This is a genomic window from Halomonas sp. AOP5-B2-8, from assembly GCF_052376475.1.
GTDB classification, from domain to species: domain Bacteria; phylum Pseudomonadota; class Gammaproteobacteria; order Pseudomonadales; family Halomonadaceae; genus Vreelandella; species Vreelandella casei.
In genome coordinates, this window is sequence record NZ_JBQSVS010000005.1 from 246,556 (window position 1) to 263,220 (window position 16,665).

Consider the following 16,665-nt stretch of genomic DNA (forward strand, 5'->3'; position numbering starts at 1 on the left):
GCGGCGCTTGGTAATCCCCCCGCAAAACCAGGGTGCTCAAAATGAATCGCCCCGGATATTTTAGACACCCGTTAGGCTCTTAAAGTAACGCCTTTCATACTCAACCGGTGATAAGTTATCACTTGTCCCGTGTCGGCGCTTTGGGTTGTAGAACATTTCAATGTAATTGAACACGTCACGTCTAGCCGCTTCGTGTGTCGAATAAATCTGTCGCTTGATTCGCTCTCGCTTGAGGAGTTGAAAGAAGCTTTCAGAAAGCTTTGCCAGTCTCCACTGCTGAACTGGCTTCCTAGATCCGAACACACCCTCACTGTTCGTCGCCAGACTGCCGATAACAAAGCATCCAGCACTCATTCTGTGGTCATAGGAGACTTCATCGACCAGCCAACCACTTGACGAGAAAACAGGTCGATAACCACCGCTAAGTAAAGCCAGCCTTCGTACGTTCAGATGTACGTGATATCCGTCACCCAAGCAATATTTGGCGCTGCTACTTCAAACTGACGGTCTAAATAGTTGAGTGATACAACAGCCAGTTTTCCACCGCCATAGCAGCCAGGGCGTCGTCGATAGCCCGTCTGAGAGCGTAAACCTTCCCTGCGCATCAGGCGGGCTACTCGGTGCTTACTGCAGGCTTCACCAGCCTCATGCAAGTCCTGATATACCTTGCGATAGACATATAAACCGCCGCTTTCAAGTCACGCATGCTTGATCAATCCCAAGAGATGCTGATCACACCGATCTCGATTAGACAGTGCTTTTTTGCACCATGCGTAGTAGCCGCTAGGGTGCACAGCCATCATGCGGCACAAACGCCGTATCGGATATTGGCTCGCATGCTTTTGAATAAACGCGTACCTCAGTCGGACTCCCTGGCGAAGTACGCGGTGGCCTTTGTTAATATATCTCGCTCTTCTGACACGCGTTTTAGTGCAGCCTTCAAACGACGGTTTTCAGCTTGGAGATCATCATCTTCATGCCGTTGTTCTACCGGCTTATCGTAGCGCTTGATCCACTGGTACAAGGTGTGGCCTGGCACGCCTAACCGCTCAGAGACCTCGGCAACGCGATGGTCGCGTTCTACCACTGTTTGATGGCTTCGATTTTTAATTCTTCAGTGTAACGGGGAAGGTTCATGGATCCTCCTAGATGCCGTCAGTATAAGGCCGGAAGGTGTCTACGAAACCTGGGGCGATTCAATTTCTTCAGGCTGATCCACATAATAGCCAGAATTATAATCGGTACAGTTATGTGCTAAATAACCCGATGAGTTATACCGATCCGAGTAGATGTTTTTTTCAAAAAGCTTGGAAAGCTTGCTAAGAATAATTGGCGTACAATAGCAGCCATCGCGGTTACGGCAGTAACGGGATGCGGAGCTGATTTATTTACTGCGTTTGAAGCTTGGTCAGATAAAAATACCTACTAAAACGATGACCTTGTGTAAAGGGAGAAGTGTGCGGGCCGCTGTCGCGGTCCGCACGGGAGGGCTGTTCTAGTTCACCGCCTTGGCGGCCTGCGCGATCACCTCGGCCACCTCATCGGGGCTCGTCATCGGCAGCATATGGCCGTTCTTGATCTCAATTATTGTCGAACCGGCGCGCTCTGCCATACGGCGCTGCAACTCCGGTGAGATGAGAAGGTCCTCGGTAGCGACCGTCATCCAGCTCGGTTTATCCTGCCATGCCGCAGAAGTAACTTTGTGAGCAAGATTCCCCGCGTTGGCCCATGCTTGGGACCTTGCCAAAAAGAGTGCGTCTTCTTCTGAAAGACCGTTACCTGCCAAGGAGAGGAACGCGTCGTCATTGACCAAAAGAAAGCCATCGTCGGTGACCGTCAGCTTGTCGGCCGTGAAATCGCTGGCCACTGAGGCTAGCAGGTCGCCGCCGCTTTCCCCGATATCAGGCTGGAACGCTGTGACATAGACGAGACCTTTGACGTCTGGGTCGATGCCGGCTTCGGTTACAACCACGCCGCCATAAGAATGCCCCACGAGCAGAACCGGGCCGTCCTGCACGTCCAGGCTTCTCTGGACCGCCGCGACGTCATCCTCGACGGATGTCATTGGCAGTTGAGTAACTGTGACCTTTAGGCCTTCGGCAGTCAGCCGGTCGTAAACCCCTCTCCAAGTACTGCCATCGACGTTTCCGCCGTGAACCAGAATGATGTTCTGTACGTCAGCGATAGCCATGCCCGGCAGCGCAATTATGGCGCCTAGCGTGACGCTTACGGACAAGGTTAGAGTGCGGAGATTGATCATGTTGACTACCTCTGTTGAGAGTTGAAATCGGTGTGAGTATGACATTGCAATATGGAGGGTTCCTCCACATTGGAGAGGAGGGGGTGGGGGGCCAAATGAAAATTACTGCAATTACTCTGAGAGCTAATCTTCATCTGACTCCAATATCTTTAGAACTGAACGAGACCTGCCCGGGGCCTAAACTGCGGCTGCACCGCCATCGACAAAAAGTTCATGTCCAGCGACAAAGCTGCTCTCGCTTGATGACAGGAAGAGGACTGCTCGTGCTATCTCGTTCGGTTCCCCCAGCCGCCCAAGCGGAACGCTTTTATTTAGTGCCTTTTCGACCTCCGGTTGCGAATCAAGGTAGCTCCTTATCAGGCGCGTTTCTGTTCCACCAGGCGAAACCACGTTCACGCGGATGCCTCGCTCCTTAAGGTCATTCGTCCAGCTTCGAGCGAAAGAGCGCACTGCTGCCTTGCTGGCGTTGTAAAGAGACTGGCCTGGCAGGCCTTTGCTGCCAGCGATGGAGCCGTTGAGCACGACAGCACTTCCCGCTGTCATCAGCGGTAGTGCTTTTTGCACAGTGAACACCATGCCTTTCACATTGGCGTTGAAGGTCGAGTCGAAATGCGTATCCTCTATCGCATCGAGTGGAATGACCTCGTAAATGCCCGCATTGGCGAACACGACATCGACCTTTTGGTGATCGCGTTGGATCCGTTCGTAAAGCCGAGTGACGTCGGCAGAGTTAGTGACGTCACCTTGTACGCCGACCGCCCCTTGGCCGATCTCTTTCACAGCTTCGTCGAGTAGTTCTCGCCTACGCCCTGTGATGTAAACGTGTGCACCTTCGATGGCAAAAAGTTTCGCCGTTGCGAGACCGATGCCGTCGCTGCCTCCCGTTATCACCACAACTTTGTTTTCGAAGCGCTTCGTCATTTTCTAGTACCTCTGCTATAAGTGGAGAATTGCTCCACTTATAATATGGAGGTAGACTCCACTTAACAAGCGAAAGAGGAAAAAAATTGAGTAATAAACCTGCCCTCCGGGCTGACGCACAGAAGAACCGCGAACTTATCCTTTTTGCCGCCGAGGAGCTTTTCTTAGAAAGAGGAGCGGGGGTTCCGCTGGAGGAAGTTGCCAAGCGCGCAGGCGTTGGTATAGGTACGCTTTATCGTCGCTTTCCCACGCGTGAGGCACTCTTGGCCGCGACTAGCAATGAGCGTTTCTTGTCGCTTGCACAGACCAGCCATGCGCGCGACCCTCATGTCACACCAGGTGACGCGATACGAGCTTATCTTGAAGAACTTGCTATGAACATGAGCATTTACCAGAGCCTTGCTGCTTCGATTGGGACCATTATCCAATGCGGTACGCCCGGATGTAATGCGATCACCGCAGAAGGGCATCGGCTGCTTCTGCGTGGACAAGAAGCAGGTGCCATCCGCCGCGATGTCACTTACGAGGATTTAATTTACGTGGTAACGGCGATTTCCATCGCAATCGAGAATGACCGTTCATCGAAATCGCGTATTGGGCATCTTGTAGGCTTGTTCCTGAATGGCATAAGCGTAAAAGATTGAGCGCAGATTTAGATGACGACTCTTTAAAGCTCCAGCAAAGTAGACGTTTTGGAAAGCTTTCATTCAAGAGGAGTGGAGTACCTACTAGAAGAGAGCGGCACGCTTTTAATTCTTATCGATCAAGTTGATTTTTCTGAAATTACTCAACACAAAAAACACGGTTGCAATGGTGCTGCGAGACCAATATCATTTTCAAAGCGCTCTCCTGCGATACCGTTCCCCACTTCACCACACTGGCAAGTTTTGTCAGCCGCCATGCTGACGAGATTGAAGCGCTTTTCGAGCAAGTGCTGTTGGTGTGCCATGAACAAGGCTTGTTGGGCAACGAACTCTTTGCCATTGACGGCTGCAAGATGTCATCTGATGCCTCTAAAGAGTTGTCTGGCACGTTCAAAGAGCTAGGCGAGAAACGTGAGAAACGGAGAGGTCTGATTCGGCATCACTTAGTGGAACACTACGCGCATTATGAAGCCGAAACGGAAGCCAATCTGGATCGGGATATCCGCCGCGCCACGACGATTCTCTCGCTAGATGCCGCTATGAACAAAGTGGATCGTTTCCTAAAGACGCACAGCCCAGGCCTTTGGCGAATACCACGCCTTGCAACCCGTACTGGAAACGGTCGATGCTCGCTTTAAGAAGCTAGGTATTTCGGAAAATAGCTATCAAAAGGGCACTGTCGTTACCGCCGGTACTGGCTTCACCAATGACAAATTCGGGGTTTTCTACAGCCTCGTTAGTCAGTCTTGGAGAGGTTCCTTATGCCATACCTAAGCTTCCATATCTCTGCCGATGTATCGCAAGATCAGTCAGATCAAGTCGCAACTGCCCTTACTGAAATTACTGCAACCGCTCTTGGCAAGAAGCACGAGCTTGCTTCTGTCGAGGTCAATGCCACATCGGCTAAAAGCTGGTAAATCGGGGGCAAGAGTCTTGCCAGCCAGTCGCTAGTGACTTTTTACTTGGACATCAAGGTTACTGAGGGCACAAATGCTAAAAACGAAAAGTCTGGATACATCCGACAGGTGTTTGATGCGGTTGCCAACATATTTGGGCCGTTGGCACCTGTGAGTTACATTGTAATCCATGAGGTCCACGCGGACGCCTGGGATTACGAGGGGCATACGCAAGAGTATCGCTATATACGTGGCAAGCCGCTGTGAGAAAGACTAATCAGGCATTCAAGCCACTCGCTGCGCTCGTTGGGACCGGCTAAAGCCGGCCTGTTAATTTAGCGTTGGCCACTTGAGGAGAAGGTTTACTAAATGACCAGATTTTGCGGCGGGTGCATATGTAAAGCTGTTCGTTACGAAACGACTGCTGATCCATTAAATCAGAGAGTGTGCCACTGTAAGGAATGTCAAAAAGCTATCGGGGCTGCTTTTAACGCCCGTGTATTAATGCGGATTGAAGATGTGTCTATCACAGGCCTAATTAGCACATTTTACTCCTCAGAAACTCTAGAGCGAGGATCTTGTTCGCGTTGTGGTTCAAGCATATTTTCTCGGCGTACCTCCGCCGGAGTTATTGGATTGACGGCTGGCAGCCTTGACGATTCGTCACTTTTTAATCCTGATATGCACTTTTGGATATCATCTAAGCAGTCTTGGCTAGAGATAGCCGATGAACTCCCGCAGTATCCAGAAGCTCCGCCATATAAAGATTATTAAAATCATATGTGTCTATGAGTGCTTGCCTAACAAGGCGATTAAATTCGCTCCCTTCGGTCGCCGGACGCTCAAAAGCCCGCGCCGTTTATGACAGGGTTATGAGTTCACGAGAGGATTGAAATGGCGGCGAGTGCTGGCGAGCTTTACGAGACGATGAAAGTTCGATTGGGGATGCAGGAAGAAGGCATCACTAATCCACGTTCAGCAGTTAAGATCGCGACTCGAGAGTTGGTCAAAAAGCTGTCTAAAATTGATTCAAACGAAGAGATCGAGGTCAGTTTCAGCGAAGCCTCAGCAGCAAAATCACAGCATGCTCATACGCCACTTCAGAAACGCTTCAGATGAATGTCCAGGCCAATATCCTCGTCATCTTATTTCCCTGCGTCATCTCTATTTCCCGTATATCAACGGCACCGAGCTTACGCATCAACTTCGTGGCAGGTTTCACATTGTCGGCTTTTGAAATCAGGCTGCTAAACCACTGGCATTGAGTGGAATACACCTGGCTTTCTTTTATTAGCTTTTTAAGAAACAGCTGTTCGCCTCCCTTGCACCAAAGCTCTGCCCCCATCCCGCCAAAATTCAGCGTAGGAGATTTGGTCTTTGCTTTTTTTTCACCGCGACTACGCGCAAGGTTGTTGAGTTTAAGCTGGCTGCCTTTCAGTGCTTCATCAAGCGAGGCGTGGAAGGGTGGGTTGCATACGCTGACGTCAAAGAACTCCCCAGCTTGAATGATCCCTTCAAACATGTGGTTTTTATCGTGCTGCGTGCGCAGCGTGAAGCGATCTTTGAGCGTGGGGTTGTTGGCGATAATCGTGGCGACGTTCTCAAGTGACTGAGCGCTAATCTCGCTACCGACACACTGCCAGCCGTAAATTTGGCAGGCTAGTAGCGGGTAGATTCCATTCGCCCCCGTTCCTATATCGAGTAGCTTGATGCTGGGATTTTCACGTCCAAGCCCGAGCTCAATTAAGTCGGCCATGTAATGGATATAGTCAGCCCTGCCTGGGATGGGAGGGCAAAGCGCGCCCTCTGGAATATCCCAATCGGTAATGTTGTAGTAGCGATTTAATAACGCGGCGTTGAGCGTTTTAACTGCCAACGGGTCTGCGAAATCGATAGAAAGCTCGCCATGAGCGTTCGGTTTCACATGGGGGGCTAGTGCAGGGTGGCTTTCTACGAGCGCTGGGAAGTCATAGCCTTGGTTATGTAGATTCTTCGGGTGCAGGCCTTTGCGAACAGACTTGGCTCGGCTTTTTTCACTTCTATGCAGGGTGGTCACAGTAATAGGCCTGGGGCTTGGCGTTCGATGGATTTACATTATATGTAAATGCACTTGATAACGCTTGCTTATGCTAGGCGCATCGCTACTAACACTTTCTTTCCGCCACCAGCCCTGCGCGATACTCTCGGCCATGTTGATCCAACCAAGCGTCCGCTTGGGCTTTACCCTCTGTTGCTAGCCGTTGCTCATATTCTGCTTCCATGGCGCGGCGCTCGGGTCCTGGGCCGGAGTTCGCGAAGCAGCGGCTTGACACGGAATTAGATCCCGTGGTTCCGCTGGCAATATCTCCTGAAAGCTTATTGGCCATTACGCTTGTAGAGGACTGCCCCAGCGGCATAGGATCGACAGGGGCATATTGAGCGAAAGCGGTGCCCAATGGAAAAAGCACCCATGCAGTGGTGATACTAAGAAGAGTACGCTTCATGTCGTTTCATCCCCCGTTTCCATCAAATTATTGGGTCATCAGCATTTGTTGATTGGGAATTCAGATTTTTCCGTGCTCATGCAGCTTACTGCATTCTAGTGAGTCTTGTGCCTCGTTATCAAGCGCAAGCGTTGGCGACTGCTCGCGGCGTAGCTGGCGTTTTAATAGGCGGGTATACAGGACAAGCCTACCTTTTTGCCAAATGATGGTTTTACGGAAGGCAAGGGAGCAAGAAGTAGGATGATGAGCGAGGAGGTCCAAGCCACACCGGTAATATATTCCAGCATAAAAAATAACAGCAATTATTAGCTCAAATAAAAAGTGCGTATAGCCGCAGCTACAGCCAGTTCGTAAAGATTATCTATGGATAGCCACTAACACTGGTAAAGCAGCTTATGGGGTTTTAGAGTGCCGCTGAAAGAGCTGAGAAAATAACCGCGTTAAGTAAGTTTTTCTAGGCTGCCGAAATAGCGACGGTGCCGATCAGAAAACTCAGTCAATTTTTAAGCTCTGTTTTTATCAAATAAAGCCAGCCTGCTCGACTGGCTTTTTTTATAATGCTATTCGGTAATGCTCAGCGCGCCATGCCCGTTAATAAAACTGCGATAGGATAAAGTGAATTACTTTAAGCCTGATTTGGTTAGACCAAAGGCAGAGTCTTGCGAACCGGGCTCCATTAACGACAGTATCTGCATTCTATTCCAGATATTGATAAGCCCGATGGCGAAGGTCAGCTCAGAAATCTCTACTTCGGAGAAGTATTCCCGTGTTGAGTGATAAAGTTCATCACTGATGCCTTGGTCAGATAGTTTGGTTAGGGCTTCAGTCAGTTCCAGAGCTGCTTTTTCTTTGGCAGTGAACAGGGGAGACTCTCTCCAGATCGCGATGTGGTAGAGCCTTAGCTCTCTTTCACCTTTTATCTTGGCCTGCTTGATGTGCATGTCCAGACAAAAAGCGCAGCCATTCAGCTGGGAGGCGCGGATGTCAATCAGGCTTTTAATGTTAACATCAATGCTGGTTTTATGTGATGCCGTATTGGCATTGCTTAGTGCTTCTATAAGTGCCGGTACAGATTTAAAGTGATTTACACGGTTGCTCATAATGCTCTCTCTTTTGCAGATTTAGTTGATCGATAGTGCTTAATGCAATGGGTAAAGCTGTCGCTCTGCTGAGCGGGTCGTGCGTACCATCCACCCTGAAAAAAATCACATCAGTGATGCCGACATAAGCCAGAGCGGTTTTGATATAGGGTGTAAACAAATCGTCATTCACATAAAGTCCGCTGGAAAAAATCGAGCCACTGGATACGACTGTGTAGACTTTTTTGCCAATGACTAAACCTATTTTTGAGCCTTTCTCAGTGAAGCCGAACGTGCGGCCTGCCCGAGTTATATGGTCAAACCAGGCCTTCAATACCGATGGTAGTCCCAGGTTCCACATAGGGGAGGAAATCACAATCACGTCAGTATCGAGCAGCATATCAACAAGGCGATCTGACAAGAGGACTGCCTGCTTTTGCTCTTCTGATCGTTCTTCTTGATCGGTTGAAAAGGCGCTGATGGTCACAGCGTCAAGGTGAGGCAAGGGATCCATAGACAGATCTAACACGGTTTCAACTAACTGCGGATACGTTACTTTCAACTTAGATAACAGATGATCGGAAGCCTTCCTCGAAGTTGAGCCATTTATATTTTGACTGACTTTAATATGCAGCAGCTTCATGATTTTTTCCTTGTGCTACCCAATGTGAAATTGTGATTTATACTGTTTGGTCAATTGATTGCATAAGTGTATTTGTGAAGCCTAGGGAGCCTGCTATTCATCACCAGATGATGACTGCTTGCTAAGAGTGTGATTATTTTAGATAGTAATGACATATTAAGAAGGTACAGGACTGCTATAAAAAGGTAGGACACCGGGTGGGATACAAGGACATCTATGAGCGTTATAAAAAAGGGATTCTTTCTGGCAACCTGAAGCCGGGCGAAAAGGTGCCCTCTATTCGTGTGCTAGCCGAAGATCTAGGTGTGGCAAAGAAAACGGTGGAAGCGGCGTACGATATTCTTGTGGGTGAGGGCTATCTCGTTAGCCAGGGGTCACGGGGAACAGTGGTTAACCCTGATTTATCGATTGATACAGGAAATCCCCAAAAAGTTGTAAATCAGCTTCAGGATGAAGATCTTAAGAAGATTGTAGATCTGCGAGATAATCAGGGGCATTTCCGGTTGGGCATACCATCGCTTGACGAATTTCCTTATAAAAAATGGCTCTTGCTGTCGGGCAAGGTCGTTCGCGGCATGAGCTTAAGAGATATGGCTGTGCCTCCGGTTATGGGTCACAGACCGCTACGTGAGGCTATCGTCAATTATGTGAGGATTTCCCGCGGACTGAATTGCGCTCCGGAACAAGTTTTTATCACCAGTGGCTACAAAAGCAGTCTTGCGCTTATTCTGCAGGCGCTTTCAACAAACAATGACAAAGTGGTCTTTGAAGATCCCGGTTATTTTTTTGGTCAGAAGTTGCTTAAACGCATTGTATTGAATCTGCATTACGTACCTGTTGATGATAATGGACTGGATATTGATTATCTGGTGCGAGTTCATGGTGATGCGAAGTTTGTCATCACGACGCCCTCACATCATAGTCCAACGGCGGTGACGTTATCACTGGCAAGAAGGCATCAGTTGCTAGAATGGGCGCAGCACAATAGCGCTTGGGTCATCGAAGATGACTACGATGGTGAGTTCCACTACACACGAAAAGTGGTGCCAGCGCTGAAAAGCTTAGATAGCCAGGATCGTGTTATCTATGTCGGCACCTTTAGTAAGACACTGATGCCTTCTATACGCATCAGTTACATCGTTATTCCAAAGTCCATGATTTTGAGTTTCTTGGAAATAGGCGAAATTGTTGCAACTGGTTTGCCTTTACTTCCGCAGAAAATTCTGGCGATGTTTATTGCAGAAGGGCATTTTTTCAAGCATTTGAAAAAAATGCGGGCGTTATACCAGCAACGACGACTAATTGTAGTTAATGCTTTGCATAAAGTTTACCCTGGCATATTCAATGTTGAGCTGACTGATGGTGGCATGCATGTTGTGGCTTATCTCACAAAAGGCACTGAGGATGTGAAATTGTCGGATATTTGGCAAGCACACAACCTGCAAGTTTTTCCCTTATCGGCTTGGTATGCCCAAAACAAAAAACGTTATGGTCTGGTCGTCGGCTACACCAATATTCGCTCGGAAGATGAGGCTATCAATGCACTAAAGTTACCGTATGTGGATACGATGGCGTTGTTGGGCAAACCCCCGCACCATTAACCTGTCGTAGTCGATTAGCCCTGGTTAGACTGCGTTAGATAGGGGGTTAATGTGCCAGTCATAAATTTGCCACTACGGCGTTTAATGCTGAGTCTCACAACCTATTTATGTGTTGCCGAATGCGAAAATGGATCAGCGTAAAGACGGAGTAGCTTGGTTTACGCTTTGTGACCAAATTTTGCTACTGTTGCGCTAGCGCCTCGCTGTTTGTTCTTCACAGGTTCTATACCATTTGCTAATTATTGCTTCTATTTCAAATCTATTGGCGACCTAATGGGACCCCTTGGAAGGATTGCTAGTTCGCAGTTTAATTAGTTTTGACGGCTTTAACCTGCTCGTGAATTTGACCTCTTTGAATTTGACCTCTTTGAATTTGACCTCTTTGAATTTGACCTCTTTGAATTTGACCTCTTTGAATTTGACCTCTTTGAATTTGACCTTCCATCTCGCTTTGCCATTTGTTATCGGTTTCAAGCATTGTCGGCTGCATGTGGCGTAGCTGGCGTTTTAATAGGCGGGTATACAGGAACTGGTTATACACCGCCCAACAGTGAAAGGTGAGGAAGGTGACGACAAAGCCGATGAGCACCATCTTGATCATAACCGAGTCATAAAGCTTACCCAGGATCTCCTCTTCCACAAAGAAGAACATGTACATTTTTACGACCACGAGCACCCATAACGCCAGCGTGGCAAGGGTGATAATGGTATCGCGAACGCGATAGCCCCAGCCTTTCTGGCAGGGGTTATCGATAATGACGGGCACTAGTTTATTGCTCATTGAATTGCTCCCCGCGGTCAGGGCTGTTCCAAGTGGCAAGCCTGCCTTTTTGCCGCATCATGGCTTTGGGGAAGGCAATGACCACGGTCGCCATATTGATAAGCCAGTAGGCGAAGGGGTACCAGATACTCCAGTAAACGCAGCGGAATATCTGTTTGTCGTAGCGGCTGTCGATATAGAAGCTAACGGTAAATTGAATGAAGCTGACGGCGATTAAGATGCTGCCAAAATAGGAAAGCACTCTTGCCGTAACTGGCCACTCCATCGGCATTAAGAGATGAGATACCAGCCAAGCAAGCATCAGAGTGATGACCGAGTAACACCAAACCACGCTGATAATATATTCCAGCATCAGCAGCCAGAAACGACGGTTTTTCCAGCGTACTGTCTGTGGGAAGTAGCGTAGAAAGACCTCGCCGCCACCCTGTGCCCACCGCAGCCGCTGCTTGAAAAGGCCGCGTAGTGTTTCCGGCATTAGCACCCAGCACATCGCTCTGGGCTCGTAACGTACCTGCCCACCGGCCAGCTGTAACCGCCAGCTTACATCGATATCTTCGGTCACCATGTCCGTATTCCAGCCGCCGATCTCTTCTAATGCTTTGCGCCGAAATGCACAGATAACGCCAGAAATAGTGAATACCATTACATTGTCGTGTCTTGCCCCTGTGCCGCTTCAGCGGTGAAACAGGCGAGCAGGAAAATCGGTAGTGCGTTAGGGCGACTGTGCATGATGAGATTCCTACACGGGAGGGCAGTGGCAGCATTTTGTAATCAAATGTATCTGCTTAGTGTATAGGAGTATCATTCAAGTCATTGCACGACTAAAACGTGAACTTGAGAAGGGTTGTTGTCAGCAAAAAGGGTGATAAATCTAATGCCTGTTTTGTTGACTCATTTTCTCTAGCTGTTCAACCATGCGACGAGCGGCGTTAGAAGGCGTGCGGTTGGTATGTACTAAATAGCCTAATGAGCGATAGATGGGCGCCGTGTCGACATTGAGTTCTACGAGCTCACTGTCGATCATCTTCTCTGGTAGCAGGCTCCAGCCTAAGCCAACGCTGCACATCATTTTAAGCGTTTCTAAATAGTTGGTTGCCATACTGACCGGTAGCTGTAGGCCGGCTTCATGGAACCGCTGAGCAATGAGCGAGCCGGTAAATGTCTTGGCCCCGGGCATCACGCAGCTATAGTCACACAGCGCCGCGAGTGAAAGGCCTTTATGACCTGTCGATTTATGATGAGACTGGGGCTGATTGGCAAGAGGGTGGTCCGTCGCGCAAACAAAACACAGCCGGTCACGCCATAGCTCGACAACGTGCAGCTGTACATAGGGGTGAGGTGCCAGCGTCACCACTGCCATTTCCAGGGTGCCGTCTAAAACACCTTGATACGCCTGTTCAGAGTCAAGAAAGTGCAGGTCTAGCTCTACCTCTGGATGGCGCTGAGTGTACTGCTTGAGTAGCGGCGGTAAACGGTGCAAACCGATGTGATGGCTGGTCGCAAGCGTTAGACGCCCACCTACCTGGCCTGAAAGATTGGCTAGCGCACGGCGACTATCTTCTACGGTAAATAGAATGCTTCGGGCTTGGGGTAGCAGCACGCTTCCGGCCTCGGTCAATGCAATGCGCCGCCCTATGCGATCGAATAAACGCGTGCCCACCTGGGATTCCAGCGTCGCAATGCGCTTGCTCACCGCCGGTTGGGTTAAGTGGAGCTGTTCGGCCGCGCGCGAGAAACTTTGCGTATCGGCCACGGCCAGAAAAGCCTGTAGGCTTTGAGTATCCATTTTGGTATTCCTGATTGGAATCTAAACTATGAATAACATGAATTGCTTTTATGCGCAGCCCGCGTAACACTCTAACCATCACTGGCACAGAGATGCCAGCAAGACCCATTAGCACGACCAACTAGCAAGAAAAGGGCGCAGCCCGGGAGAACCACATGTCAGGTCAAACGCTTTACGACAAACTCTGGAACCAGCACTTGGTCAAACAACGCGATGACGGCACCGCGTTGATTTATATCGATCGCCAGCTGCTTCACGAAGTGACTTCGCCTCAAGCGTTTGAAGGCCTGCGCTTAGCTAATCGCAAGCCATGGCGTTTAGATGCCAACCTAGCCACGCCCGATCACAACGTGCCAACCACGGTGAAAGAACGTGCCGAGGGTAATAGTGGGATTAAAGACCCTGTGTCGCTTATTCAGGTGCAAACCCTGGACGACAACTGCCTTGAGTATGGCATTGAAGAGTTCAAGATTAACGATCCACGCCAAGGCATTGTTCACGTAGTGGGCCCTGAGCAGGGTGCAACACTGCCGGGCATGACCGTGGTGTGCGGCGACTCTCATACTGCCACTCATGGTGCCTTTGGCGCATTGGCTCACGGTATCGGCACGTCGGAAGTTGAGCACGTGATGGCAACTCAGTGCTTGCTGGCGCAAAAAATGAAGAATATGCAGGTGCGCGTCGAAGGCGAGCTAGGTCTAGGCGTTACTGCTAAAGACGTTGTGCTAGCGATTATCGGCCAAATCGGCACCGCTGGCGGTACTGGCTATGCGATTGAGTTTGCGGGCAGCGCCATTGCCTCGCTCTCTATGGAAGGCCGCATGACCGTTTGTAATATGGCCATTGAAGCGGGTGCCCGGGTGGGTTTGATTGCCGTAGACGATACCACGATTGATTACCTTGGCCAGCGCCCCTTTGCCCCTACCGCGGAGCAGTGGGAAGCGGCCGTGTCTGACTGGCGCCAGTTGGTGTCCGATAAAGATGCCGCATTTGATAAAGTCGTTACTCTGAAAGCTGAAGAGATTGAACCCCAGGTGAGCTGGGGCACCAGCCCTGAGATGGTCACCGGTATTTCTGGCCAGGTGCCTGACCCGTTCGCCGCGCAAGATGAAACCGTTCGACGTAGCCACACTCGCGCGCTGGAGTACATGGGGCTGCACGCCAACCAGAAAATCACCGATATCAAGCTGGATAAAATCTTTATTGGTTCCTGCACTAACTCGCGTATTGAAGATCTGCGTGAGGCCGCCAAGGTTGCCCAGGGCAAGAAAGTGGCTAGCTCGATTAAGCTTGCTATGGTCGTGCCGGGCTCTGGTTTGGTAAAGCGTCAGGCAGAAGCCGAAGGCTTGGATAAAATCTTTATTGAAGCCGGTTTTGAGTGGCGCGAACCGGGTTGCTCTATGTGTTTGGCCATGAATGCGGATAAGTTGGGTGCTGGGGAACACTGTGCATCAACGTCTAACCGCAACTTTGAAGGCCGCCAGGGCTACGGTGGCCGCACTCACTTGGTCAGCCCCGCTATGGCCGCTGCAGCGGCCATAGCGGGTCATTTTGTTGACGTGCGCACCTTGCCAGCCAATGACGCCACTCACGCTCAGGAGGCCTAAGCCATGAAAAAATTTACCCGTTTTGAAGGTGTGGTCGCGCCGCTTGATCGCGCTAACGTCGACACCGATTTGATTATTCCAAAGCAATTTTTGAAATCGATTAAACGCACCGGCTTTGGCGTTAACCTGTTTGATGAATTGCGTTATCTCGATGAGGGGCAGCCAGGGCAGGACTGTTCGCAGCGCCCGCTGAACCCTGATTTTGTGCTGAATCAACCACGCTTTAAAGGCGCTGAAGTGCTGCTGGCACGGCGCAATTTCGGCTGCGGCAGTTCTCGCGAGCATGCGCCTTGGGCGCTGGAAGATTTTGGTTTTAAAGTGGTGATTGCGCCCAGCTTTGCCGATATCTTTTATAACAACTCGTTCAAGAATGGCATTTTGCTGATCACCTTCCAAGAAGATGTGGTAGACCGTCTGTTTGCCGAGCTGGAAGCCAATGAAGGCTATCAGTTGGATGTAGATTTAGAAAACCAGCGTGTCGTTACGCCCAGCGGCGAGGTTCTAGCGTTTGAAGTGGATGATTTCCGCAAACACTGCCTGTTGGAAGGATTGGACGATATTGGCCTGACGCTAAAAGACGAAGATGCTATTCGCGCCTTTGAGCAAAAACATAGGGCTGCGCGGCCCTGGTTATTCCGTGATACCGCCTAAGCCTGACGTTTATCGATTTTATTGTTAAGGAATCTGCATGACACATAAGGTCTTGTTGTTACCGGGAGATGGTATTGGACCCGAGATTGCTGCCCAGGCGGCGCGCCTATTAAAAGCGTGCCAAGAAGCAGGTTTGGATATTGAAGTAGAAGAGGGTTTAGTGGGCGGTTCTGCCTACGACGTTCACGGCGACCCGCTCCCCGCGGAAACGCTGGCTAAAGCCAAAGCGGCCAGCGCTATCCTGCTAGCCGCAGTGGGCGGCCCTAAGTGGGATAAAATTGAAGATCTCTCTAAGCGTCCTGAAAAAGGCTTACTGGGGCTGCGTAAAAACCTTGGTTTGTTCGGCAACCTGCGCCCAGCCATGCTTTATCCGCAGCTAGCCAGCGCCTCTAGCCTGAAGCCTGAGCTGGTAGCTGGGCTTGATATTATGATTGTGCGCGAGCTCACCGGCGGTATTTACTTTGGCCAGCCTCGTGGCATTGAAGTGCGCAACGGCGAACGCGTGGGCTTTAATACCTATATTTATTCTGAAAGCGAAATTGAGCGTATCGGTCGCGTGGCATTTAAAATGGCCCAAAAGCGTGGCAAGAAGCTGTGCTCGGTCGATAAAGCCAATGTGCTGGAAGTGACGATTTTATGGCGCGAAGTGATGGAGCGCCTGGCACCGGAGTATCCGGATGTTGAGCTTTCGCACATGTACGTCGACAACGCAGCCATGCAACTGGTCCGCGCGCCTAAGCAGTTTGACGTTGTTGTTACCGGCAATATGTTTGGCGATATTCTTTCTGACGCCGCCGCGATGCTGACTGGCTCTATCGGCATGCTCCCTTCGGCGTCGTTAAATGAGAGCGGGCAGGGCATGTTTGAGCCTTGCCACGGCAGCGCGCCAGATATCGCTGGGCAGAATATTGCTAACCCGCTGGCGATGATGCTGTCGGTTGCCATGATGCTGCGCTATTCGCTCGATGAGACCGCGATGGCAGAGCGCATAGAAGCCGCCGTAGGCAGCGTGCTGGATGATGGCTGGCGCACTGCGGATATTGCTTCTGACGGCATGCAAACCATTGGCACCGAGGCAATGGGTGATGCGGTACTCGCCGCGTTTGCCAAGCAGTAAAGTAGCGACTGCCTTAAGGGCGCCTGGGACAAGCCGTAGAGGGGGTCATTTGCCATGGATGGCAAATGTAGCGCCCAGGGACGGGTTTACAGCGCCCCCTCGAAGGCTTGTCGCAGGGACACCCCTTAACCTCCCTGCTGGTTCCAAAATTACCCTAACGATTTGTGTATAATACAAGGACTCATTCTTTGCAGGA

At 50.2% G+C, this 16,665-nt stretch carries 19 protein-coding genes and 1 pseudogene; 10 read left to right on the forward strand and 10 right to left on the reverse strand.

Annotated elements, in window-relative coordinates:
- Window positions 1-60 precede the first annotated feature (60 nt).
- A pseudogene (locus ACT3RP_RS13750) lies at window positions 61-1,137 on the reverse strand (IS3 family transposase).
- 36 nt (window positions 1,138-1,173) lie between these two features.
- On the opposite strand from ACT3RP_RS13750, the gene ACT3RP_RS13755 reads away from it, so the two are divergent.
- Window positions 1,174-1,323 (forward strand): RHS repeat-associated core domain-containing protein, encoded by a 150-nt coding sequence (locus ACT3RP_RS13755; RefSeq protein ID WP_483393994.1) that lies wholly within the window; start codon window positions 1,174-1,176, stop codon window positions 1,321-1,323.
- A 172-nt stretch (window positions 1,324-1,495) separates the two neighbouring features.
- Here ACT3RP_RS13755 and ACT3RP_RS13760 read toward each other — a convergent pair whose 3' ends face one another.
- Complete coding sequence (locus tag ACT3RP_RS13760; protein WP_444672446.1) at window positions 1,496-2,260, reverse strand: alpha/beta fold hydrolase; 765 nt, start codon at window positions 2,258-2,260, stop codon at window positions 1,496-1,498.
- A gap of 177 nt (window positions 2,261-2,437) precedes the next feature.
- Window positions 2,438-3,181, reverse strand: a complete 744-nt coding sequence (locus ACT3RP_RS13765) for an SDR family NAD(P)-dependent oxidoreductase (RefSeq protein WP_483393995.1) — start codon at window positions 3,179-3,181, stop codon at window positions 2,438-2,440.
- A gap of 86 nt (window positions 3,182-3,267) precedes the next feature.
- Between ACT3RP_RS13765 and ACT3RP_RS13770 the strand changes: the two genes are divergently transcribed.
- The 5 genes from ACT3RP_RS13770 to ACT3RP_RS13790 all read left to right on the forward strand — a co-directional run bounded on the left by ACT3RP_RS13770 (window position 3,268) and on the right by ACT3RP_RS13790 (window position 5,840).
- The gene (locus ACT3RP_RS13770) at window positions 3,268-3,825 is read left to right on the forward strand and encodes a TetR/AcrR family transcriptional regulator (RefSeq protein WP_444672448.1); all 558 of its coding nucleotides are present in this window, start codon (window positions 3,268-3,270) and stop codon (window positions 3,823-3,825) included.
- 161 nt (window positions 3,826-3,986) lie between these two features.
- Window positions 3,987-4,463 carry a transposase gene (locus ACT3RP_RS13775; RefSeq protein WP_483393996.1) on the forward strand — a complete coding sequence of 159 codons (477 nt, stop codon included), beginning with the start codon at window positions 3,987-3,989 and terminating at the stop codon, window positions 4,461-4,463.
- A 123-nt stretch (window positions 4,464-4,586) separates the two neighbouring features.
- Window positions 4,587-4,742 carry a tautomerase family protein gene (locus ACT3RP_RS13780; RefSeq protein WP_483393997.1) on the forward strand — a complete coding sequence of 52 codons (156 nt, stop codon included), beginning with the start codon at window positions 4,587-4,589 and terminating at the stop codon, window positions 4,740-4,742.
- 348 nt (window positions 4,743-5,090) lie between these two features.
- The gene (locus ACT3RP_RS13785; protein ID WP_483393998.1) at window positions 5,091-5,495 is read left to right on the forward strand and encodes a GFA family protein; all 405 of its coding nucleotides are present in this window, start codon (window positions 5,091-5,093) and stop codon (window positions 5,493-5,495) included.
- 120 nt (window positions 5,496-5,615) lie between these two features.
- Window positions 5,616-5,840 (forward strand): hypothetical protein, encoded by a 225-nt coding sequence (locus ACT3RP_RS13790; protein ID WP_483393999.1) that lies wholly within the window; start codon window positions 5,616-5,618, stop codon window positions 5,838-5,840.
- Here ACT3RP_RS13790 and rlmF read toward each other — a convergent pair.
- From rlmF to ACT3RP_RS13810, 4 genes are all read right to left on the reverse strand, one after another.
- A complete protein-coding gene (gene rlmF, locus ACT3RP_RS13795; protein ID WP_483394000.1) occupies window positions 5,833-6,777 on the reverse strand; it encodes a 23S rRNA (adenine(1618)-N(6))-methyltransferase RlmF in 945 nt (314 codons plus the stop codon). The genes ACT3RP_RS13790 and rlmF overlap by 8 nt on opposite strands.
- Before the next feature lie 88 nt (window positions 6,778-6,865).
- Window positions 6,866-7,204, reverse strand: a complete 339-nt coding sequence (locus ACT3RP_RS13800; RefSeq protein ID WP_483394001.1) for a hypothetical protein — start codon at window positions 7,202-7,204, stop codon at window positions 6,866-6,868.
- A gap of 620 nt (window positions 7,205-7,824) precedes the next feature.
- Complete coding sequence (locus ACT3RP_RS13805; RefSeq protein WP_441684316.1) at window positions 7,825-8,304, reverse strand: carboxymuconolactone decarboxylase family protein; 480 nt, start codon at window positions 8,302-8,304, stop codon at window positions 7,825-7,827.
- Window positions 8,279-8,926 carry an FMN-dependent NADH-azoreductase gene (locus tag ACT3RP_RS13810; protein WP_441684315.1) on the reverse strand — a complete coding sequence of 216 codons (648 nt, stop codon included), beginning with the start codon at window positions 8,924-8,926 and terminating at the stop codon, window positions 8,279-8,281. The genes ACT3RP_RS13805 and ACT3RP_RS13810 overlap by 26 nt, the downstream gene beginning before the upstream one ends.
- Before the next feature lie 197 nt (window positions 8,927-9,123).
- Between ACT3RP_RS13810 and pdxR the strand changes: the two genes are divergently transcribed.
- Window positions 9,124-10,527, forward strand: coding sequence for a MocR-like pyridoxine biosynthesis transcription factor PdxR (pdxR, locus tag ACT3RP_RS13815; RefSeq protein ID WP_441684314.1), 1,404 nt, complete (start codon window positions 9,124-9,126; stop codon window positions 10,525-10,527).
- 307 nt (window positions 10,528-10,834) lie between these two features.
- On the opposite strand, the gene ACT3RP_RS13820 is transcribed toward pdxR, so the two are convergent.
- The 3 genes from ACT3RP_RS13820 to ACT3RP_RS13830 form a co-directional block, all read right to left on the reverse strand.
- Window positions 10,835-11,308: a hypothetical protein gene (locus ACT3RP_RS13820; protein ID WP_483394002.1), complete on the reverse strand. Its 474-nt coding sequence runs from the start codon at window positions 11,306-11,308 to the stop codon at window positions 10,835-10,837.
- The gene (locus tag ACT3RP_RS13825) at window positions 11,298-11,951 is read right to left on the reverse strand and encodes a glycosyltransferase family 2 protein (protein WP_441684312.1); all 654 of its coding nucleotides are present in this window, start codon (window positions 11,949-11,951) and stop codon (window positions 11,298-11,300) included. The genes ACT3RP_RS13820 and ACT3RP_RS13825 overlap by 11 nt, the downstream gene beginning before the upstream one ends.
- 228 nt (window positions 11,952-12,179) lie before the next feature.
- Window positions 12,180-13,094: a LysR family transcriptional regulator gene (locus tag ACT3RP_RS13830; protein ID WP_483394003.1), complete on the reverse strand. Its 915-nt coding sequence runs from the start codon at window positions 13,092-13,094 to the stop codon at window positions 12,180-12,182.
- Window positions 13,095-13,249: 155 nt separating this feature from the next.
- Here ACT3RP_RS13830 and leuC point away from each other — a divergent pair, with 155 nt between their 5' ends.
- Genes leuC through leuB form a run of 3 tightly spaced genes read left to right on the forward strand, consistent with a single transcriptional unit; the run spans window position 13,250 to window position 16,469 of the window.
- Window positions 13,250-14,701 (forward strand): 3-isopropylmalate dehydratase large subunit, encoded by a 1,452-nt coding sequence (leuC, locus tag ACT3RP_RS13835; protein WP_483394004.1) that lies wholly within the window; start codon window positions 13,250-13,252, stop codon window positions 14,699-14,701.
- Between the two features lie 3 nt (window positions 14,702-14,704).
- The gene (gene leuD, locus ACT3RP_RS13840; RefSeq protein WP_483394005.1) at window positions 14,705-15,352 is read left to right on the forward strand and encodes a 3-isopropylmalate dehydratase small subunit; all 648 of its coding nucleotides are present in this window, start codon (window positions 14,705-14,707) and stop codon (window positions 15,350-15,352) included.
- Between the two features lie 37 nt (window positions 15,353-15,389).
- Window positions 15,390-16,469 (forward strand): 3-isopropylmalate dehydrogenase, encoded by a 1,080-nt coding sequence (leuB, locus tag ACT3RP_RS13845; RefSeq protein WP_096279662.1) that lies wholly within the window; start codon window positions 15,390-15,392, stop codon window positions 16,467-16,469.
- Window positions 16,470-16,665: the final 196 nt, after the last annotated feature.